General features: G+C 63.6%; 20 protein-coding genes and 1 pseudogene. 17 read left to right on the top strand and 4 right to left on the bottom strand.

Annotated features, from left to right (window positions below; all coding sequences use genetic code 11):
- The first annotated feature begins 27 nt into the window (after positions 1 to 27).
- The 15 genes from IVB42_RS04985 (at position 28) to IVB42_RS04915 (ending at position 12,070) form a co-directional block, all read left to right on the top strand.
- Positions 28 to 978 (top strand): zinc-dependent alcohol dehydrogenase family protein, encoded by a 951-nt coding sequence (locus tag IVB42_RS04985; protein WP_247395290.1) that lies wholly within the window; start codon positions 28 to 30, stop codon positions 976 to 978.
- Between the two features lie 17 nt (positions 979 to 995).
- Entirely contained in the window at positions 996 to 2,204 is a 1,209-nt protein-coding gene (locus IVB42_RS04980; protein WP_247395289.1) for an arabinose transporter, read from the top strand.
- An 89-nt stretch (positions 2,205 to 2,293) separates the two neighbouring features.
- A complete protein-coding gene (locus IVB42_RS04975) occupies positions 2,294 to 2,983 on the top strand; it encodes a carboxymuconolactone decarboxylase family protein (RefSeq protein WP_346348262.1) in 690 nt (229 codons plus the stop codon).
- Between the two features lie 101 nt (positions 2,984 to 3,084).
- Positions 3,085 to 3,480 (top strand): cupin domain-containing protein, encoded by a 396-nt coding sequence (locus tag IVB42_RS04970; RefSeq protein WP_247395304.1) that lies wholly within the window; start codon positions 3,085 to 3,087, stop codon positions 3,478 to 3,480.
- A gap of 155 nt (positions 3,481 to 3,635) precedes the next feature.
- On the top strand, positions 3,636 to 4,391 hold the full coding sequence (locus tag IVB42_RS04965) for a glucose 1-dehydrogenase (protein ID WP_247395287.1): 756 nt from the start codon (positions 3,636 to 3,638) through the stop codon (positions 4,389 to 4,391).
- Positions 4,392 to 4,445: 54 nt separating this feature from the next.
- On the top strand, positions 4,446 to 4,859 hold the full coding sequence (locus IVB42_RS04960) for a cyclophilin-like fold protein (RefSeq protein ID WP_247395286.1): 414 nt from the start codon (positions 4,446 to 4,448) through the stop codon (positions 4,857 to 4,859).
- A gap of 134 nt (positions 4,860 to 4,993) precedes the next feature.
- Entirely contained in the window at positions 4,994 to 5,392 is a 399-nt protein-coding gene (locus tag IVB42_RS04955; RefSeq protein WP_346348263.1) for a hypothetical protein, read from the top strand.
- A gap of 617 nt (positions 5,393 to 6,009) precedes the next feature.
- Positions 6,010 to 6,750 carry a FadR/GntR family transcriptional regulator gene (locus IVB42_RS04950; RefSeq protein WP_247395285.1) on the top strand — a complete coding sequence of 247 codons (741 nt, stop codon included), beginning with the start codon at positions 6,010 to 6,012 and terminating at the stop codon, positions 6,748 to 6,750.
- Between the two features lie 31 nt (positions 6,751 to 6,781).
- A complete protein-coding gene (locus tag IVB42_RS04945; protein ID WP_247395284.1) occupies positions 6,782 to 7,681 on the top strand; it encodes an NAD(P)-dependent oxidoreductase in 900 nt (299 codons plus the stop codon).
- A 9-nt stretch (positions 7,682 to 7,690) separates the two neighbouring features.
- Positions 7,691 to 8,374 (top strand): amino acid ABC transporter permease, encoded by a 684-nt coding sequence (locus tag IVB42_RS04940; protein ID WP_247395283.1) that lies wholly within the window; start codon positions 7,691 to 7,693, stop codon positions 8,372 to 8,374.
- A gap of 7 nt (positions 8,375 to 8,381) precedes the next feature.
- On the top strand, positions 8,382 to 9,050 hold the full coding sequence (locus tag IVB42_RS04935; RefSeq protein ID WP_247395282.1) for an amino acid ABC transporter permease: 669 nt from the start codon (positions 8,382 to 8,384) through the stop codon (positions 9,048 to 9,050).
- Between the two features lie 2 nt (positions 9,051 to 9,052).
- Positions 9,053 to 9,811, top strand: coding sequence for an amino acid ABC transporter ATP-binding protein (locus IVB42_RS04930; RefSeq protein ID WP_247395281.1), 759 nt, complete (start codon positions 9,053 to 9,055; stop codon positions 9,809 to 9,811).
- Positions 9,812 to 9,827: 16 nt separating this feature from the next.
- Positions 9,828 to 10,622 (top strand): transporter substrate-binding domain-containing protein, encoded by a 795-nt coding sequence (locus IVB42_RS04925; RefSeq protein ID WP_247395280.1) that lies wholly within the window; start codon positions 9,828 to 9,830, stop codon positions 10,620 to 10,622.
- Positions 10,623 to 10,689: 67 nt separating this feature from the next.
- Positions 10,690 to 11,136, top strand: coding sequence for a ribose 5-phosphate isomerase B (rpiB, locus tag IVB42_RS04920; RefSeq protein WP_247395279.1), 447 nt, complete (start codon positions 10,690 to 10,692; stop codon positions 11,134 to 11,136).
- 13 nt (positions 11,137 to 11,149) lie between these two features.
- Positions 11,150 to 12,070, top strand: coding sequence for a ribokinase (locus IVB42_RS04915; protein WP_247395278.1), 921 nt, complete (start codon positions 11,150 to 11,152; stop codon positions 12,068 to 12,070).
- Positions 12,071 to 12,706: 636 nt separating this feature from the next.
- Here the strand turns inward: IVB42_RS04915 and IVB42_RS04910 are convergent.
- Positions 12,707 to 13,057, bottom strand: coding sequence for a hypothetical protein (locus tag IVB42_RS04910; protein ID WP_247395277.1), 351 nt, complete (start codon positions 13,055 to 13,057; stop codon positions 12,707 to 12,709).
- A gap of 337 nt (positions 13,058 to 13,394) precedes the next feature.
- On the opposite strand from IVB42_RS04910, the gene IVB42_RS04905 reads away from it, so the two are divergent.
- Both IVB42_RS04905 and IVB42_RS04900 read left to right on the top strand, forming a co-directional pair.
- Complete coding sequence (locus IVB42_RS04905) at positions 13,395 to 13,604, top strand: hypothetical protein (protein ID WP_247395276.1); 210 nt, start codon at positions 13,395 to 13,397, stop codon at positions 13,602 to 13,604.
- Positions 13,605 to 13,735: 131 nt separating this feature from the next.
- Positions 13,736 to 13,924 (top strand): annotated as a pseudogene (locus tag IVB42_RS04900) (glycosyltransferase family 4 protein); the annotation flags it as partial.
- A gap of 889 nt (positions 13,925 to 14,813) precedes the next feature.
- Here IVB42_RS04900 and IVB42_RS04895 read toward each other — a convergent pair.
- The 3 genes from IVB42_RS04895 to IVB42_RS04885 form a co-directional block, all read right to left on the bottom strand.
- Positions 14,814 to 15,860 carry a M23 family metallopeptidase gene (locus IVB42_RS04895; RefSeq protein ID WP_247395275.1) on the bottom strand — a complete coding sequence of 349 codons (1,047 nt, stop codon included), beginning with the start codon at positions 15,858 to 15,860 and terminating at the stop codon, positions 14,814 to 14,816.
- A 22-nt stretch (positions 15,861 to 15,882) separates the two neighbouring features.
- Complete coding sequence (locus tag IVB42_RS04890; protein ID WP_247395274.1) at positions 15,883 to 17,199, bottom strand: HlyD family type I secretion periplasmic adaptor subunit; 1,317 nt, start codon at positions 17,197 to 17,199, stop codon at positions 15,883 to 15,885.
- Between the two features lie 41 nt (positions 17,200 to 17,240).
- On the bottom strand, positions 17,241 to 19,010 hold a 1,770-nt coding region (locus tag IVB42_RS04885), incomplete at its 5' end, for a cadherin-like domain-containing protein (RefSeq protein WP_247469793.1).

Below are 19,010 nucleotides of genomic sequence, written 5' to 3'. Positions count from 1 at the left end.
CTTTCACCAACCTGACGGAGAACAGTCATGCTTGCCACAGTCATGTACGGGGCGGGCGACGTCCGTTGCGAACAAGTCGACGACCCGAAACTCGTCAAGCCGACGGATGCCATCATAAAGTTGTCGGCCACCTGCATCTGCGGGTCAGACTTGTGGCCGTATCGCGGATTGCAGCCGACGGATGGTCCGGCTCACATGGGTCACGAATACTGCGGCATCGTCGTCGAAATCGGCAGCGAGGTCAGAACCGTCCGCCCTGGGCAGTTCGTCGTCGGCTCGTTCTGCCTGTCCGACAATACCTGCCCGCACTGCAAGTTCGGCTTTCACTCCTCCTGCGTGCAGCGCGAATTCATGACGGGCGCGCAGGCGCCGTACGCGCGAGTGCCGCTCGCCGACGATGTTCTCGGGACGGGCTGGTACGCCGCGGACGCCGCCAACGTCCGAGCAGGCTCGACGGTGGCCGTCGTCGGCGACGGCGCAATGGGACTCATGGGGGTGCTGGCAGCGAAGGAGATGGGGGCAGAACGCATCATCGCCATGAGCCGGCACAAGAGCCGCCAGGAACTGGCACGCGGCTTCGGGGCGACCGACATCGTGGCAGAACGGGGGGGACCCGGCATCCAGCGAGTGAAAGAGCTCACGGCCGGCATCGGTGCGGATTCGGTTCTGGAGTGCGTCGGCACGCAGGAATCCATGACCCAAGCCATCGATTCCGTGCGTCCCGGCGGCTCGATCGGTTACGTCGGGGTACCTCATGGCGTGACCTTCGACGGCCAGGCGATGTTCTTCGCGCAACGTCGAATGCTGGGCGGACCCGCCCCGGTCCGTCGCTTCCTGCCCGATCTGATGGATCGCGTTCTGAAGGGCAGGATCAAGCCTGGCAAGGTGTTCGATCTCACGCTGCCTCTGGCCGAGGTCGCGGAAGGCTACCGCGCAATGGACGAACGGCGTGCAATCAAGACGATGCTCACGGTGTGAGCGGAGGGCGTCCTTGCATGTCGGTAACAACACTCCCAACGCCGCCCGTGGCGCAGAGCCTCACCGCTACTCTGCTGCCGATCATGGGGGTGGTCTTCGTCGCTTTCCTCGTCATCGGCATCGCGATGCCCGTCCTTCCGCTTCACGTCCATGACGGCTTGGGTCAGGGAACGTTCGTGGTCGGCCTGGTCGCCGGCAGTCAGTTCGCGGCGTCTCTGGTCTCGCGGCCGTGGGCGGGCAACTTTTCGGACAGCAAAGGAGCCAAGCGCGGCGTGGTCGTTGGGCTGGTCGCTGCCGCTGCGTCGGGGTTGCTGTACCTCGTTTCGCTTTATTTTACTCCGGTTCCCCGGGTCTCCGTGGCGTTACTGCTGCTGGGGCGAGGACTTCTGGGCGGCGCCGAGAGCTTCATCATCACAGCCGCGGTGAGCTGGGGGCTGGCGCTCGTTGATGCCGGCAGCACGGGCAAGGTCATTGCGTGGATAGGCATGGCGATGTTCGCGGCCTTCGCGATCGGCGCGCCTGCTGGCTCTGCCCTGTACACGAAGTACGGCTTCGCTGCCATCGCTGCCGCGACCGCCGCAGCGCCTCTTGCTCCCTTGATGCTTGTTGCGCGGCTTCCCGCCGTTGCCCCCACGCACCACGCCCGCTTCTCGTTCGTCGAAGTGATCGGCGCCGTCTGGGTACCGGGCCTCGGCTCGGCTCTGGGCAGCGTGGGATTCGGAGCCGTGACCACGTTCGTCGCCTTGCTGTTCGCGAACCACGGATGGGAGAACGGATGGCTCGCCTACACTGCCTATGCGGTTGCCTTCATCACGGCCCGGATCTTCTTCAGCCATGTGGCCGACAAGCTCGGCGGCGCCAAGGTCGCGCTGGTGTGCACGGTCATCGAAGCCGCGGGGCAGGCACTGATCTGGATGTCCTCCCGGCCCGAGATGGCGTTGCTTGGCGCCGCACTGACCGGCTTCGGCTTCTCGCTGGTCTATCCCGGGTTCGGCGTCGAAGCGGTCCGCCGCGTTCCGGCACACAGTCGCGGCCTGGCGATGGGCGCCTACACTGCGTTTCTCGATCTTGCCCAAGGGCTCGCCAGCCCTGCTCTCGGATTGATCGCAGCCGGCGCTCGGTTGAACCTCGTGTTTCTCGTTAGCGGTGGCACCGTCCTCTGCGCGGCACTCGTCGCTTCGTGGCTGATCGCGCACCCGTCAAATCTGGAAGGATCCTCGCAATGAGAATGCTCGCAGCGGCCATGGTTTCATTTTGCCTGTTTGCTGGCGGCTCCGCCGTCGCGGGACAGGAATCCACCGAAGGAGCAAAGACCATGTCAAAGCCGGAAGATGTCCGCGCGGTTGCGCCTGCCCTCGAAGGCTACGCGCAAAAATTTGTCCAGGGCGATCTCTGGAACCGGCCGGGTCTCTCAGCTCGGGACCGCAGCATCGTCACGGTCGCGGCGCTCATCGCCCGAAATCAGACGGTGGAGCTGCCGTACTATCTAGCTCTCTCGCTCGACAACGGCGTGAAGCCCTCGGAGATATCGGAGATAATCACGCATTTGGCCTTCTACACCGGCCGGGCTAACGCGATGGATGCGATCCCGGCGGCGAAGGCAGTCTTCGAGAGCCGCAACGTCGGGCCCGATCAGCTCCCGCCGGCGTCGGGGCCGCAGCTACAGCTCGACGAGGCGCGGGAGAAGCAGCGGACGACGCTCGTCGCGGAGCAGTTCGGGCAGATCACGCCCAGCCTTGTCCAGTACACGACCGACGTGCTGTTCCGGGATCTGTGGCTCAGGCCGGCGCTGGCTCCGCGCGACCGAAGCCTGGTCACCGTGAGCGCTCTCATCTCGACCGGTCAGGTCGCGCAGATCACCTATCATCTGAACCGCGCCATGGACAACGGGTTGACGCGGGAGGAAGCCGGCGAGGTGCTCGGCCATCTCGCCTTCTACGCCGGCTGGCCCAACGCGTTTTCCGCGGCGCCGGTCATCAAGGACGTCATCGAGAAGCGTCCGTGATCACGCGCAGGGCCGTCCTCATTGTTGGCAGCGTCGCCATCGCTGACATTCACCACCCGCTGGTGTTCGCGGCTGGAACACAGAAGGAGACGGAAATGGACATCGACATCAAGAGAAACGGCTCCCGCCCTTCACAAAAGGGGCCTCAGGACTGGTTCACCGGGACGGTGCGCATCGATCCGCTATTTCAGGCGCCAGAACCGGCCCGGGTGAGCGGCGCCTATGTCACGTTCGAGCCTGAGGCGCGGACCGCTTGGCACACGCACCCGCTTGGCCAGACGCTGATCGTCACCGCCGGCCTTGGCTGGGTGCAGCGCGAGGGCGGTTCGGTCGAGGAAATTCGCGCAGGCGATGTCGTGTGGTTTCCGCCGGGACTGAAGCATTGGCACGGCGCATCGGCGACGACCGCCATGACGCACATCGCCATCCAGGAATCTCTCGACGGCAAGAATGTTGAATGGATGGAGAAGGTCCGGGACGAACAATACCGCAAGTGATCGAGCGGCGACCGAAGCGGTCGGATTCCGGCTTGCCAGGGTTGAGTCCGCTTTTGAGGGCGCTGATCCCGTTCGACGGGGGATTTGATTTCCTCTCAGCCACTCTACGTCCACCAAACTAGCCCGACACAGCCAATTCCAGGAGGTAGACAGCAATGACCGGTTCAAAACGCTTTGAAGGAAAGACTGCTTTCATCACTGGAGCCGCAAGCGGCATCGGCCGAGCGACCGCTATAGCCTTCACTGCAGAGGGCGCGCGCGTTGCTATCACGGACAGAGGAGAGGCCGCGCTACAGGAGACTGCCGAGCAGGTGATGGCCGTCGGTGGAGACGTGCTGACGGTCACCTGTGATGTCTCAAAGCCTGAAGAGGTCGCATCGGCGCTGGCCAAGGCAGTCAAGGCCTTCGGCCGCATCGACTGCGCATTCAACAACGCTGGAGTTGAGAACAAAGCGGCGCCGCTTCATGAAATCGAGTTGGAGGAGTGGGACCGCGTTCTCAACATAAACCTTCGTGGCACCTTCATCTGCATGAAGCATGAGATCGCACAGATGTTGAGGCAAGGCGGCGGCGTAGTCGTAAATACCTCATCGGGTGCCGGCATCCGCGGTGTCGCGGGCGGTGCCTCCTATGCCGCTTCCAAGCATGCGATCATCGGCATGACCAAGTCCGCCGCAATCGACTATGCCAAGCAGAACATCCGCGTGAACGCTGTTTTGCCCGGCAACATAGCGACGCCCATGATGGACCGCTTCACGGAGGGCGACATTCAGAAGGCGATCGATCTGGAACCGGTAGGCCGTCTCGGAAAGCCCGAGGAGATCGCGGAGGCCGTACTATGGATGTGCTCGGACCTCGGCGGCTTCGTGACCGGGGCCTCGATAGTGGTCGACGGCGGTTGGTCGCTTTAGGTGCCCCCCGGCGACTGCAAAATAATCTCGCAACGTCAGGACAGACGAATCTCTATGCGCAATTTCCAGATCGCTGCAGCCGCTCTCGCGTTTTCTTCAATGGAGCCCGCCATGGCCCAAGAACGTATTCGGATTTCATCGGACTGGGGGAATGTCACCGCCGAGCTCTCCGACAATAACGCGGCGCGCTCGTTTGTGAGCATGCTGCCGTTCACGATTCAAATGAGCGACCACCTGCGCCAGGAGAAGACAGGCAGTCTTCCGTCGCCGCTGCCGGAGGTTTCGCGTCAGCGGGATTTCGACGTGGGCACACTAGGGCTGTGGGGACCCGATCACTTCGTGATCTATTATCGCAAAGGGAGGGTCCCACAGCCCGGGATTGTGATACTCGGGAACGTGACGGGGGATGTCTCCGTTTTCGACCGTCCCGGCCCGATCGCTGTTCGCGTCGAGGCCGAGAAACGGTAAGCTAGGGGACAATGGGCACCGCATAGCGATTCCGGCGCTTTCAAAGGTGAGGTGTCTCCGGATTGGCTTGGGCGCGTTGATCGCGGTGCCCTCTCCTGCACGCCCGCCATGGGGCGCCGATAGCTCGAGGCGGTGTGAACCTCCAGGTGACGGTCCTCAACATCCTGGTGAGCTATCCGGATGGCTTCCCCGTCATGGAGGACCTCAAACGCGACATGGCCATCCTTGCGACCAGCGGCCGCGATTGGGCGGACCGGACCAAGCGCCTCGCCGCACGGGTGTCCGATCTCGACATCTTTCCCGGGCTGGTCGGACGCAGCAGCAGCGGATGGCAGATCACTGCCAAGGGACGGGCGGTGCTCGAGTTCATGGAAGCCCGCCCCGCTGCGAGCGAACCGATGCAGGCGCCTTTGGTCGAGGAAGCTCCGACTGAGATAGTCGCTGCGGAGCAAATTCCTGCGCTGCGGCAGCCCGCTGACCGTGCCGGCGCAAACGCCGCGAACGGTGGCGCGAGGCGCGAGCGAGCGCGATAGCGTCCTGATCAAAGAAAGAAGCCGCCAGGAGGGCTCGGCGGCTTGATAGTCCCGAACTGTCGAGTGCTTCCCCCAGCCCCACGTACCGCCGTTACCTTGTTTGCGGCCATACCACCCGATCGGGCGCGTTTCGATTCGGTCATCGGGGTGCCGAGTTGTGCACGGGGTGGATTACAGAGCCGGCAAGGCACGGAAAGAAGATGACGGGAGCCGAACCCGCGCCCTATCCGCAGCCGCGACCGCTCCGCCGACCCTGACCACGCCCAGCACCCCGCATTTGAATGGAGGGCCCGTTCCCTGCGGATGTCCCTTCAGTGAAACGACGCTGCTATCCAGGTTACCGCGATGCGGCCTGCCGTCAAATCGCCTTGCCCCCGATGCCGCGGAGCAAGGGCCATCTGGATGAGTGCCTTCCGCAGTGCTCCGCGGTCAGCCGTCCGGCACGATCGCAAGGAGGCGTCGTTTCAAGACACGCGTGGGGCCGCGCGCTACACGACTCCAGCTCGGTCATTTTGCATATGAACCCGGAGTCCCACGGATAACCCACATCAAAGGAGTTGACGAGGTGAGCTTGTCATCCTACTGGTCTGACCAAGATCAGACCAAAAGAGATCGGGATGGAGCTTAAGCGCGCGGCCGAAGGCGAAAAAGGGTTTGAGAAGGTGTTTGCCTTCCTGCGCGAACGCCTGCTCGCGGGCTCGCTCAGGCCCGGCGACCGCCTGGTTTCGGAACGCGAGCTCGCCACCCTGCTAGGCGTTAGCCGGCCGATCGTTCGCGAGGCGCTGCGTGCCCTGACGGTGCTCGGCATCGTCGAGATCCGCGACCGCATCGGTACTGTGGTGACCCGGCCGGACGTCTCGGTACTGAACGACTTCTTCACCTTCGCCCTCGCCCACCAGGCGGACATGCTTGACGACGTCATGCAGGCGCGCGTCGCGATCGAATGCCAGGCGATCCGCCTCGCCTGCGAGCGCGCCAACATTGCCGATTTCGAACGGCTGCAGCGTGCACTGGCGAAAATCGGGGAGACCATCGACGAGGCCGATGCGGGCGGCATGGCCGACTTCGAATTCCATCGCGCCATCGTCGTGGCCTCGCATTCGGAGACGTTGACGGTCCTGCACGGGTCGCTGGCGGGTCTGCTGACGCATTCGCATCGCAGCCGCCGCAAGCTGGTGCAGGCCTTCCCGTCGATGAAGACGTACCTCATCGACGACCACCGGCGCATCTTCGACGCGATCATCGCGCGCGACCCTGAGCGAGCAGATGCGACGCTGCGCAAGCATTTTGCCATCGGCGACGAATACCGCAGGCGGGCCGTCGTCGGCGATACCGACAAGACCAGCGCCTCACGCTGATCGCGGACTAACCAAGAAACGGACGAATAACATGGGACGGAACGACAAGGGCAGCGTCGGCTTCATCGGCGTCGGCACGATGGGCGTGGAGATGGTGCGCAACCTTCTGAAGGCGGGGCACGCGGTGCACGCGTTCGATCTCAACGAGGCCGCCGTAGCCGATATCGTCAAGGAAGGTGCGATCCGGGCCAAGAACCCGGCCGATGCGGCGCAAGGCGCAGACATCGTCGTCACCATGCTGCCCGATACGCCCCATGTCGAGGCGACTGTTTACGGCGAGCATGGGCTGCTGAAGTCGCCGCCACCCGGCAAGCTGATCGTCGACATGAGCACGATCTCGCCGGTTGCGGTCCGCCGCATCCATGCCGACCTGCAAAAAATTGGCGTCAGCTTCATCGACGCGCCGGTCTCGGGTGGCCCGGTGGGCGCCAAGAACGCCGCCCTCTCGATTATGGCCGGCGGCGATGCGAGCGCCTTCACCCAGGCCGAGCCGTTCTTCCGCGCGATGGGCACCACCATCACGCATGTCGGCGCGTCCGGTGCCGGCCAGACCGTCAAGCTCTGCAACCAGCTGATCTGTGGCATCAACATCCAAGCCATCTGCGAGGCCCTCGCGCTCGGGCGCGCTTCCGGCCTCGATCTCAATCTGCTGCGCCGGGTGCTGCTCGGAGGCTCCGCTGCCTCCTGGATGCTCGACAAGCTCGGCCCCGCGATGATCGCCGGTGATGTCTCCGCCGGCTTCCGGATCGATCTGCAGCTGAAGGACCTCCGCCTGGTGCAGGAGCACGCGCAGGCGCTAAGCGTGCCGTTGCCGGGCACGGCGCTCGTCACCAGCCAATATGTGGACGCGCGCGCGCATGGCGAAGGCAACAATGGCAACCAGGCGCTTTTCCGCGTCTATGACCGCATGACGAACCAGACCACCGGGTGACCCGACACAATGAGCATCCAACTCGACTTCCCCGCAGTGCTGGAGCGTTGGCCGAGCTTTCTCGCCGGCGCCGCGCTGACGCTGGAGTTGGCGGTTTTTGCGACCGTGCTCGGCGCCCTGTTCGGCACGCTTACAGCCGTCGGCCGCGGCTCGCATAGCGCGCTGATCGCCGGCGCCTGCAAGGTCTACGTCGAATCAATCCGCAACACGCCCCTGCTGGTGCAGATCTTCCTGGTCTATTTCGGCCTCGCGAGCCTGGGACTGAAACTCTCGGCGTTCACCGTGGCGGTGGCCGCGCTGACCATCAATGTCGGCGCCTATACCGCCGAGATCATGCGCGCCGGCTTCGAGGCGATCCCGCGCGGACAGATCGAGGCCGCCGAAGGGCTGGCGCTGTCACGCCTGCAGATCTACTGGCACATCATCCTGCTGCCGGCGATCGAGAAGGTCTATCCGGCGCTGACCAGCCAATTCGTGCTGTTGATGCTGGCCTCCTCGGTCTGCTCGCAGATCTCGGCCGAAGAGCTCACCGCGGTCGCCAACTACATCCAGTCGGACACGTATCGCGCGTTCGAGACCTACATCATCGTCGCCGTGCTCTACATCATCCTGTCGCTGGTGATGCGCGCGGGCTTCTGGGGCCTCGGCCTCGTGCTGTTCCCGCGCCGTCGCCGGCTCGGCACACCGTTGTGAGATGACCATGGGCGGACATCTCAACATCAACCATCTGATGTTCCTCGGCCAGGGCGCGCTGTGGACCATTGGTCTATCGGTGATCGCGCTGATCGGCGGCGGCATCGTCGGCTTCGCGATCGCGCTGGCGCGAATCTCGCCGCTCAAATCGGTGCGGATCGTCAGTGCCATCTATGTCCAGCTCATCCAAGGCACACCGCTGCTGGTCATCCTCTTCCTCGGCTATTTCGGCCTCGCTGCAATCGGGCTCAAGGTCTCCTCGCTCACGGCCGCCGGCGCCTCGCTGACGCTCTATGTCGCCGCTTATCTCGGCGAGATCTGGCGTGGCTGCATCCAGTCCGTGCCGAAGCCGCAATGGGAGGCTGCCGAAGGCCTGGCGCTGAGCCGGACCCAGCGCATGATGAAGGTGATCCTGCCGCAGGCGATCCGCATCGCGACGCCGCCTACCGTCGGCTTCATGGTCCAGATCATCAAGAACACCTCGCTCGCTTCCGTCGTCGGCTTCGTCGAGCTGATGCGCTCGGGCCAGATCGTCAACAACTCGCTTTTCGAGCCGTTCGTCATCTACGCCATCATCGCGGTCGCCTATTTCGCCATGTGCTATCCCCTGTCGTTGTTCAGTCAGAAGCTGGAACGTCGCATGGGGCGTGGCAAGTTTCACCTTGCACCGGCCTGAAGATGCAGCAGAACGCCTCCTCCTCCGAACCGATTGTGTCGCTCCGCGACGTGCAAAAGAGCTTTGGCTCGCTGCGGGTGCTCGATGGTGTCAGTTTTGCCGTCGAGCGCGGCGAGGTGCTGGCGCTGATCGGCCGCTCCGGCTCCGGCAAGAGCACGGCGCTGCGCTGCATCGACCGCTTCGAGAAGGTCGACGGGGGCGAGATCGTCGTCTGCGGACATCGGGTCCATCGTCCCGACGTCGACCTTCGCGCGCTGCGCCAGGACGTCGGAATCGTGTTCCAGAGCTACAATTTGTTTCCGCATCTCACGATCGAGCAGAACATCACGCTGGCGCCCTCTGCCGTGAAGGGCATGACAGCGTCGCAGGCCAAAGACCTTGCGCGAAAAGTGCTGGCGCAGGTCGGGCTCGAGGAGAAGCTTCACGCCTACCCGGAGCAGCTTTCCGGCGGCCAGCAGCAGCGCGCCGCAATCGCCCGCTCGCTCGCCATGCAGCCGAAAGTGATGCTGTTCGACGAGGTCACATCCGCGCTCGATCCGGAACTCACCGGCGAAGTGCTGAAGGTGATCGAGCAGCTGGCGGCTGATGGCATGACCATGGTGATGGTCACCCACGAGATGGGCTTTGCCAAAGGCATCGCCGACCGGATCGTCTTCATGCATCGCGGCAAGGTTCACGAAACCGGACCTGCCTCGATCCTGACGTCGCCGACGACCCCCGAACTCACGCAATTCGTGGGCACGGGAAACTTAAAATCATAATAGGGAGGAACTAGGGATGACCAACAAGACATTGCTGGGAGCTGCCGCCGCACTGTGTGGCCTCGTCATGATGGCGGCGACGCCGGCGTCGGCCGACTTGCTCGACGATATCACGCAGGCCAAGAAGATCCGCATCTCGACCGACCTCGCCATCCCGCCTTCGGGCATGATGGACTCGAGCATGAAGCCGACCGGCTCCGACGTCGAAGTCGCGCAGCTGCTCGCCAAGGACTGGGGGCTCGAGCTCGAGTTCATCCAGACCACCGGGGCAACTCGTATCCCGAACGTCCTGACCGGCAAGGCCGACATCATCATTTCGACGCTGTCTGTGACGCCCGATCGCGCCAAGGTGATCGATTTCACCAAGCGTTATGCGACGCTGCAATCCGATGTCGGCTGCCTGAAATCATCGACGGTCAAGGACTGGCCCGACCTCAAGGACAAGTCGATCGGCGTCTCGCGCGGCACCACGCAGGACACGACCCTGTCCAACATGAAGGACAAGGACCTGAAGATCTCTCGGTACGATGACGACGCCACCATGGTGACGGCGGCCGTGTCCGGTCAGGTCGACTGTGTCGCCTCGTCCGCGACCATCATCAACCAGATCGGAGTGAAAAACCCCTCGCGCGTGTTCGAGTCCCGGATTCCGCTGGCGACCTTCGACCTCGCCATCGGACTGAAGAAGGGTGAGCAGCGCCTAATGGACAAGCTCAACGGCTGGATCACCGAAAACGTCAAGAACGGCAAGCTCAATGCGATCTACAAGAAGTTCCACGGCGTCGAGCTGCCGCCGGATATGCGTAGTTAAGACCAGAAACAATCGTGGCAGCCGCGCGCGGCTGCCACGACCCATGCAAAATCAAGAAGGGCATCACATGCGTCTCGTCATCGGATCCGACCACGCCGGCTGGCCGCTCAAGCAGACCGTCATCGACCACATCCGCAGCCTCGGCCATGACGTCATCGACGTCGGCTCCTATGACGACAAGCCAGTGGATTTCCCCGACATCGCGCGCGCCGTGGCGCAGAAGGTGACCTCGGGCGAAGCCGCGCGCGCCATCATGGTCTGCGGCACCGGCGTCGGCGCCTCGATCGCCGCCAACAAGATGAAGGGCATCCGCGCCGCGGTCTGCCACGACATCCATTCAGCCCATCAGAGCGTTGAGCATGACGACGTCAACGTGATGTGTATCGGCGCGCAGATAGTCGGCGCGTGGCTTGCCATCGATCTCGTCTCGTCCTATCTCTCGGCCGAATTCTCCACCGACGAGGATTTCCGCCGCCGCGTCGAGAAACTGCGAGTCATGGACGAGCAAGGGTGACGGTTTCTCCGCCATGATCCTAGTGTTCGGATCGCTTAACATCGATCTGGTCGCCCATGTCCCGGTCATTCCGGGCCCCGGCCGCACCGTGCTCGCGCCCTCCTATCGGACCCATTTCGGCGGCAAGGGCGCTAATCAAGCCGTGGCTGCCGCGCGCATTGCCGGGCCGGGACGCGTCCGAATGGCGGGCCGTATCGGACGCGACGGATTCGGCGACAGCGCGGTAGAGAATCTCCGAGCGAACGGCGTCGACACGGATCTCGTCGTCAGATCGGACCAGCCGACCGGCTGTGCCTTCATCGTGGTCGATCAGGCCGGTGAGAATGCAATTACGGTGGCAAGCGGCGCCAACACGACCGCCAGCGCCCATGACCTCCCCATCGCGCTATTCAGCCGTGACACAATCCTGGTGCTTCAGATGGAAGTGCCTTTCGCAGAAGCCCTGGAAGCCGCACGCAGGACGAAATGCGCCTCCGGCAGCGTCATCTGGAATCTCGCACCCGTGCCGGAGTCGATGACCCGGGAGATGGTGGTCCAGCTTCTCTCCGCGACCGATTATCTCCTGGTCAACGAGCATGAGGCTCTGGATGCGGCGAGGGCGATCTGCTTCGCCCAGCCGCCCGATCACGACGCCGCAGCCGCCGAACTTGCCAGGGCCGGTGACCTCAACTGCATCGTAACCGCTGGCGCGCTAGGCGCGCTCGCCTTCACCGCCGATGGCAGCTGTCTCCGCGCGCCTGCACCCTGCATCACCCCCACCGACACGACCGGGGCCGGCGATGCCTTCGTCGGCGCTTTCGCGTCTATGGTAAGTGAGATGGTGCCGTTGCAAAAGTCTTTGGAAATTGGATGCGAGGCTGCCGCATTAAATTGCCTTAAAGAGGGGGCGCAGGACGGAATGCCGGTCAGAGGTGCGGTAAAGTCGATCGCCTGACCATCAGAGATCGTTCAGGCACGATGGCTGGCAGCAGGATTCTTGACTTGCGGGTGATCGCCTTCCGCCGACGAGAGCACCTGTCGTTTGAAGCCGTTCTGAACAAGGGGCCGTTGAGAACACACGGCGTCCAGATTTCGGTCAGCTCGATATCGCCATGGGTCCGAGCTGGATGATCGTCCCGACGGCATTCGTTCGCGGTCCAGACCAGCAGATGTTCTCGCCCAGCCCCCGCCGCACTCTCGGAGCCAGCTTCAATCAGGGACGAGAATAGCTCGGATGGGATCAGGTGGATTTGGTGCAGATTGAGGAGGGAGGCTGGCGACGGCTCGATAGCGTTTACGGACGAACGCGCCGGCTTGGACGTTGCCTTTGACGCGATCTGATCCGGCGACGGCTTGCTGATGTGGTGGTCGAGATCGTGGCTACAGCCAATCCTTTCGCTAGGCCAACAGATCCTGTGTCGACGGCATCGACTCCGAAACAAGCCCACGAGCAGGGCCTTAAGCTAGGGGAAGTGGGACGCCCGTCAGCCGCCCTTGGTCACACGAACCCTTTCTCGGCGAGTGGTGGTAAGCGCTTGACCGAGGAAAAGCCGCGCCCTCGACGAGCGCGGCTTGTTGCTGTCGGGGCCTGTCACCAGCGGTGATGGTGCCAGCGGTGTCGCACGACCGGATATGATCCGCGGTAATAGGCGTAAGCGGGCCGCACGGCTCGGCGGTACCGGTAGCCGTAAGACACGGGCGCCGTGTAGTAGGTCGTGGTGGCGTAACCACCGCCCCAGCGATAGGGCTCGTCGTAGCCGTAGCCAGGTCCCCATCCATAAGCCGACGAGGCAAGCCCGCCGATTACGGCGCCAGCCAGCAGACCGCCAGCGATGCCCGGTCCCCAGCCACCTCGCCAGTGCGCTTCGGCAGGAGAGATGGTGGCCACCGAGGATAGACCAAGAGCGCCGACCATCAGCGCCGACATCGCGATCTTCTTCATCGAGATTCCTTGCACATTGCTCGCGCCCTACCGATAACGGGAAAAAGAGGCAATGGTTGCAGCTGCCCGGGCGGCGCGGGCCATGGAATCCTCGCCGCCAGAGACGGCGCGCGAAGCTCCAGTGCGGAGCCGACCGCCGCAACCCCGACAACTACCACCTTGCATCCAGAAGGTCCGGCCGAAGCCAACGCCTGCAGCGCCGGCGTGCGGCACGTACGCGGGCGCATGTCAGAGCATCCTGAGCTTCCTCCCTTCGTCTACTGTCGGGGAAATCCGGAAACTTTCCGGAGCGCCTTGAGTTGGCAGCGACTGGGTTCGGTCTCTGGAGAGAGTGAGTATGGTCGACGAAGTCGTCTTGAAGAACGCCGCGGAGACCGCCTGGACGGTGTATCGGACGCGGCACCCCGAGGTCGATGCGCACGACAGCCGGCGCTGCCTGCTGGAGCGTCACCTCCACAGCAGGTCGGAAGCGCGCGCAAGCGATACCGAAGAGCTCGCAGGCTTCGGAATAGCCTACCTGCAGCGGCTTTCTCGAGACGGATGTTGACGGCCGTGAAGGCGCTCGCAGCGCGCGTGGCAGGGGGAAGCACGAGGCCCAATTGGACGCTGCTCGCGATTTCGTCGCTCATTTCTGGGACGATCGTGACGGTCGTGCGGTTCGTGTTGGGGGCCTAGCCGATGCGGATCGCCCAGCTTGCTCCGTTGGCCGAGAGCGTACCTCCAAAGCTCTACGGCGGCACCGAGCGCGTGATCGCCTGGCTGGTGGACGAACTGGTCGAACCGGGACACGACGTCACCCTGTTCGCAAGCGCGGACTCTAAGACGAAAGGAAAGCTCCAGGCGGTGTGGCCGCGCGCGCTGCGGCTGGGGCGGAAGGGGTGTCTAGTCAACCCCGTTGTTCTAACATCAATTTATGTGAGCTGAGCGGCACTAGCTACGGTCCTTACAACGGTCATTTTCATAGCATCAGAACCGTAGTTTTTAGCGCAAAGCGCGGCTCGGGTCGCGCCGCCTTTTTACTTGGAAGCGGCCGCTGGGGGTGAATACCGGCAAAGCCGACCGGGGCGGCCTCGATTTGAACGTCAAAGGACCAAGGTCCGAGCCCCAGCGCGCTTACCAACTAGTCCGCCGCAATCACCGGTACCGACCATTGGACACCGGAAGACGATCTAAAACTCATCGTGCTCACGGCGAAACGTTCCGACGACCGCAGACCGCACATGTCGACCCGCGACCAATTGCGACGCCTGCGAAACATGCTTCATGAACGAGAGAATCCCAAGTCCCAGGTCCCATCGAGCCGGGCTCTCTCGAAGAGACCAATCAATTGGTTTGCAAATGATAGTTGTTGTTCAGCTCAGGCGGGTGCCGGGCAATCATGGCGCCTGTGAACGCTGCTTTTCGCTCGAAGTATCGGAAACTGCGGGATTGGCGGGGCCTTGGCCCACGTCGTTGCGTTTGTGCAGGTCTCCCAGCCAAAGGATGGGTCCTCGCAGCTTTTCGCTGCGTGGGCCGTGCCGAATGCCGAACTGTTCGACAAAGCCCCTGAACGCATTCGTGAGGGCCACGAGCTTCACCCCCATGATCCGGATATTTCCGGGTAGCCATCGGCTCGCTGGTGTCCTGGGTGAAGAGCGGCTCATTGCGCGTTCCTGGCGTCATAGAATCAAGAAACCACGAGCGCCGGATTATTCCGCGGTCGAAGAAATTCTGGGCGGCAGTTCCAGGTGCAGTTTAGCTTTCACAGCGTATCAAGCTACCGTTCGCCCTCGCTTCGGATCAGGATTGATCGGGTGGCCGATGAGATCGTCTTCCCACCCGAGACCATTTCGACTTGCAGTCCATACTCCCCTGCTCGTTGCGCGGGCTTCCCTCCGGCATAGGCGATGTAGTTCGCCTTCCGCCTTTCGAGCGGTTTGGTTTCGATTTGCATCAGCGTTTTTCCGTCCGGATCGACGATGCGCATTCTGAAAACGCTGTCGCCCTCGACGTTGATCCCCCAGACCCAAGCGATGACCGGTTGCGACGTATTGGGCACGGCTGGTTCACCTTCGCGAACGAGCCTCGGAAGCTCGGGCGGAGCGTTGGCGAGCCCGACCAGCAGGATCGCCGAAGCCGAACGGGAAAGTGCATCCCGGACGGCCGGTTCGAACAGGCTTCCCCCGGTTGCGCCGCAGGTTTCTCGACCGATTCCAAGTGGCCGGCCCGTCAGGGGTTCGATCGTCCTGCCATCCTTTCGGACCGACAAGTGCAGATGGGGAAATTCGGCCAAGCCCGATGCCCCGATCGACCCCAGGCGGTCGCCTTTCTTCACGTGCGCTCCGGGCCGGACGACGATGCTGCCTTCCTTGAGGTGGCAGTATTGTGAGGCCAGCCCCCCGGAATGCTCTACAAGGACGCCGTTACCGCACTCCTTTCCCCCGGTATCTTTATCTTGTGCCCGATCGTAGATGCGGTCTGGAATGCCGTCCCTCACGCGCGCGACGGTTCCTTCGGCGGTTGCGATCACGGGCGTTTGACGATCGATATCCTTGAGCGTGCGGATGCGAATGTCCCAACCGTCGTGCCCCTGGTACGTGGCGTTGCCGCAGAGCGGATCCAACGCCTGGTCGCCTGGATCGACGTCCGGCATCTGCTGCACGAAGCAGTCCACGCCCAGGCGGCAGTCGACAGGCAGTCCCAGGTTGGGAGACAACTGGTCGTCCGCGCGTGCCGGCTGGATTGCCGCCGATAGAATCACGATCAACGCCGGCGCCAGCCGGTATCGGCTGTGCGTCGCGCAATGGGACTTGAGCTTGAACATTTTCGCAGCAGGGAACAGAACTCTACTCCTCCCGGAAGGATTTCATCATCTGATCCGTGAACGGCTTTATCAGGTAGGAAAGTGCCGTCCTATCGCCGGTGGTTAGGAAAACCTCAACCGGCATGCCGGGCACGATCGGCTTGCCGGCTACTTGCCTTTGGCCACCCGCTATCGCGATGGTGCTGAGATAGTACGTCTGGCCGCTGGCCTGGTCCAGGGTCGCCGCCGCCCCGATCGTTTCGACCGTACCCGCCACTTCCGGCGTGGTCCGCTGGTTGAAGGAGGAGAATCTGAGCCTCGCCGATTGCCCGGTCGTGGCCTGGTCGATGTCGGTCGGAGACAGCTTCGCTTCGACGACCAGGTCGGCGCTTTCGGGCACGATGGACATGAGCGTCTCTTTGGGGGCGATCACGCCGTTGACCGAATTGACGGCGAGCTCGTTGACGGTGCCGGAGATAGGCGAACGGATCACCATGCGCGACAGGCGGTCCAGCGACGCCACGATCCGTTCCTGAAGCTCCGCCAGTTTTCCGTCGACGTCGCGCAAGTCCCGCTGACCGTCGGTTCGCGCCTGCTGGTCGAGTTCGATGATCTTGATCCGCGACTCGCTGATCTGTCCCTTGACGCGGGCGATGTTGGCGTCGATCTCGCCTTTGAGGCCGTCGATCTTGACGAGATCGCGCTCCATGGTGCGGATCTTGCCGATTTCTATGAAACCCTTGTTGTAGAGCGGCGTCAGACGCTCGAGATCCTCTTTGACCATCTTGCGCTCATTGGCGTTGGCCTCCTGCTGCGCGGTCAGCCCGCGGACCTGCTCCTCGAACTGCGCGATCTGCAGCGACAACTGATCGCGCCTGGCCTCCCGCACGGCCAAGTTCTCGTTGAAGAGCCGGATCTCGCCCCGCGCGATCTCCGCCGTGAACGGGTCGTGCTCGAACCGGGAGTCGAACCTGATGGCCGTGGCTCCTTCGCGCTCGGCCAGATGCCGCGCCCTTCGGCCCTCGAGCTCCGCGCGCTGCCCCTTGAGCACGCCTAGTTCCGCCTTGGTCTGGGTCTCGTCTAGTCTGACGAGGACATCGCCCACCTTCACGGCGTCGCCATTGGCGACCAGGATCTCGCCCACGATGCCACCGTCGCGGTGCTGGATCAGCTTGACCTGCTTCCTGACTGCGACCTTGCCTTGCGCGATCACGGCACCGGTCAGCTCGGCGTGCACCGCCCAGCCGCCGCATCCGCCGATCAGGGCGATGGCGAGAACGGCCACCATGGTCACGCGCGAGCGGATCCCGAACGACTGCTTCGCAGCGCGCGCGGGCCGTTCCGTGGGCTTCAGGTTCATCGTTCATTCTCCGTTGTTAGAGCCGGCACGTGTCCGCCGATTCACGATAAGTGGTGCGCGTTCGTTTGCTGGGGGGCAGTGAAAACAAAATTGCTCTCGTTGAGGTCGAGGTTACCATCCAGCACGATCTCGAAATCGTGCTCCGCGTCGCCGTCGAGATGGCCCGAGACGATCGTGATCTCCTGGTCCGAAACGACTTCATGGCGGTAGGTGACGGCGCCGACCTCGTCGAAGGTGGCCTGGTCGGCCCCGGCGAAGAACAGCCTCTTGCCCGAGAAATCGTCGAGTTCCTGTCCGACTCTGGACAGATCGAGCTTGTCGCCGACGCTGAAGTCCACGATGTGGTCGCGTGGTCCGCCGTCGTTCTTCAGAGAAGCCAGGTCCTGGAAGACGAAGGTGTCGTTGCCGTCGCCGCCCTCCATGATATTCACGTGGGCGTCGGCAACCAGGCGGTCGCGTCCGTGGCCGCCCTGGACATTCTCGATCTCGAAGATCTGTGCGCTCTGCCCGTCGCAGATTTCGACGATTCCGTCGGGGAGGTCGACGTTCTCGTCGAACACGATCTGCGACAGATCCAGCGTGTCCGCGCCGTCACCTCCGTGAATGACGTCGTGGCCCGCCTCGACGCCGAGGACGATCACGTCGTCCCCGCAGCCGGCGTCGATGCAGTCGTTGCCCGAGCCCCCCGCCAGCACGTCGTCGCCGGCGCCGCCGTCGAGGTGATCGTCCCCGGCGCCGCCCTGCAGGGTGTCGTCGCCTGCGCCGCCCGCGAGCGTGTCGTCGCCGGTACCGCCGTCCACATCATCGCCGCCCGCGCCGCCCGCGATGTGGTCGTCTCCCGCGTCTCCGCGGACGGTGTCGTTACCGGCACCGCCGTCCAGGTGGTCGTCCCCTTCCCCGCCATGGATCGTGTCGTCGCCGGCGCCCCCTGCGATGCAGTCGTTGCCGGCCCCGCCCAGCAGCACGTCCTTGCCGGCGCCGCCGTCGATATGGTCGTCGCCTTGCTCGCCCTCGATCCTGTCGTTCCCGTCGTCACCATGGAGGGTGTCGTTGCCGGGACCGCCTATGAGCGTGTCGTTGCCCCGCCCTCCGGAGGCAAAGTCGTCGCCCTCGCCACCTAGGATGAGGTCGTTGCCGTCCTCGCCGTAGAGCGTATCGTCGCCGGCTTCGCCGAACAGCGTGTCGTTGCCCGCCCCGCCGAAGATGATGTCGTTGCCCGGGCCTCCGAACAGGGTGTCGTCACCGTCGCCGCCCACCAGCCGGTCATTGCCCTCGCCGCCGTAGATCGTATCGGCGCTTTCGCGGCCGTAGACGATGTCATTGCCGGCGCCGGCGTCGATCACGTCGATGAGAGGCGTTCCGATCAGAAGATCGTCGCCTTCGGTACCGTGTATCTCCTCGTCGGGCGCGGCGTGCAGATCCGCATGCGCCGCCTGGACGATCGAGACGGTGCCGTCGGAGATGCGGTAGCTGAACTGGACCGGGCCGATATCGTCGTGTTCCGGCGTGTAGAGCCAACGGTCCGCTCCCAACGCCTGCAGCGACCCGTGATCGACCTGGAGGGCCTGCACCGAAAGCCGGTCGCCGTCCGGATCGCTGGCGCCATTCAGCAACTGACCGAGCGAGATGATGAAGGCTTCGTTGACGAGCCCGCTGCCGAGATCGACCGCCCCGGCGCTCACCGGGGCGTGGTTGACCCGCTTCGTCGGATCGGGGGGCGGGTCCTTGATCGTCGGTGGCGGCTTTTTTGGCTCGTCAACATGGGGCCTGGTGTGGTCGTCGGAAGACCCTCCGCCTCCGCCACCTCCACC

It is taken from the genome of Bradyrhizobium sp. 45, from assembly GCF_023073155.1.
GTDB classification, from domain to species: Bacteria; Pseudomonadota; Alphaproteobacteria; order Rhizobiales; family Xanthobacteraceae; genus Bradyrhizobium; species Bradyrhizobium canariense_D.
This window is presented reverse-complemented; position numbering and strand designations above follow the sequence as displayed.

What these genes read in the sequence shown, in the direction of transcription:
- IVB42_RS04890 (WP_247395274.1), bottom strand. Translation starts at nt 17,199, where the DNA reads ATGAACCTGAAGCCCACGGAACGGCCCGCGCGCGCTGCGAAGCAGTCG.
- IVB42_RS04905 (WP_247395276.1), top strand. Translation starts at nt 13,395, where the DNA reads ATGGTCGACGAAGTCGTCTTGAAGAACGCCGCGGAGACCGCCTGGACG.
- IVB42_RS04960 (WP_247395286.1), top strand. Translation starts at nt 4,446, where the DNA reads ATGCGCAATTTCCAGATCGCTGCAGCCGCTCTCGCGTTTTCTTCAATG.
- IVB42_RS04985 (WP_247395290.1), top strand. Translation starts at nt 28, where the DNA reads ATGCTTGCCACAGTCATGTACGGGGCGGGCGACGTCCGTTGCGAACAA.
- IVB42_RS04980 (WP_247395289.1), top strand. Translation starts at nt 996, where the DNA reads ATGTCGGTAACAACACTCCCAACGCCGCCCGTGGCGCAGAGCCTCACC.
- IVB42_RS04940 (WP_247395283.1), top strand. Translation starts at nt 7,691, where the DNA reads ATGAGCATCCAACTCGACTTCCCCGCAGTGCTGGAGCGTTGGCCGAGC.
- IVB42_RS04965 (WP_247395287.1), top strand. Translation starts at nt 3,636, where the DNA reads ATGACCGGTTCAAAACGCTTTGAAGGAAAGACTGCTTTCATCACTGGA.
- IVB42_RS04945 (WP_247395284.1), top strand. Translation starts at nt 6,782, where the DNA reads ATGGGACGGAACGACAAGGGCAGCGTCGGCTTCATCGGCGTCGGCACG.
- IVB42_RS04930 (WP_247395281.1), top strand. Translation starts at nt 9,053, where the DNA reads ATGCAGCAGAACGCCTCCTCCTCCGAACCGATTGTGTCGCTCCGCGAC.
- IVB42_RS04915 (WP_247395278.1), top strand. Translation starts at nt 11,150, where the DNA reads ATGATCCTAGTGTTCGGATCGCTTAACATCGATCTGGTCGCCCATGTC.
- rpiB (WP_247395279.1), top strand. Translation starts at nt 10,690, where the DNA reads ATGCGTCTCGTCATCGGATCCGACCACGCCGGCTGGCCGCTCAAGCAG.
- IVB42_RS04935 (WP_247395282.1), top strand. Translation starts at nt 8,382, where the DNA reads ATGGGCGGACATCTCAACATCAACCATCTGATGTTCCTCGGCCAGGGC.
- IVB42_RS04910 (WP_247395277.1), bottom strand. Translation starts at nt 13,057, where the DNA reads ATGAAGAAGATCGCGATGTCGGCGCTGATGGTCGGCGCTCTTGGTCTA.
- IVB42_RS04975 (WP_346348262.1), top strand. Translation starts at nt 2,294, where the DNA reads ATGTCAAAGCCGGAAGATGTCCGCGCGGTTGCGCCTGCCCTCGAAGGC.
- IVB42_RS04950 (WP_247395285.1), top strand. Translation starts at nt 6,010, where the DNA reads ATGGAGCTTAAGCGCGCGGCCGAAGGCGAAAAAGGGTTTGAGAAGGTG.
- IVB42_RS04895 (WP_247395275.1), bottom strand. Translation starts at nt 15,860, where the DNA reads ATGTTCAAGCTCAAGTCCCATTGCGCGACGCACAGCCGATACCGGCTG.
- IVB42_RS04925 (WP_247395280.1), top strand. Translation starts at nt 9,828, where the DNA reads ATGACCAACAAGACATTGCTGGGAGCTGCCGCCGCACTGTGTGGCCTC.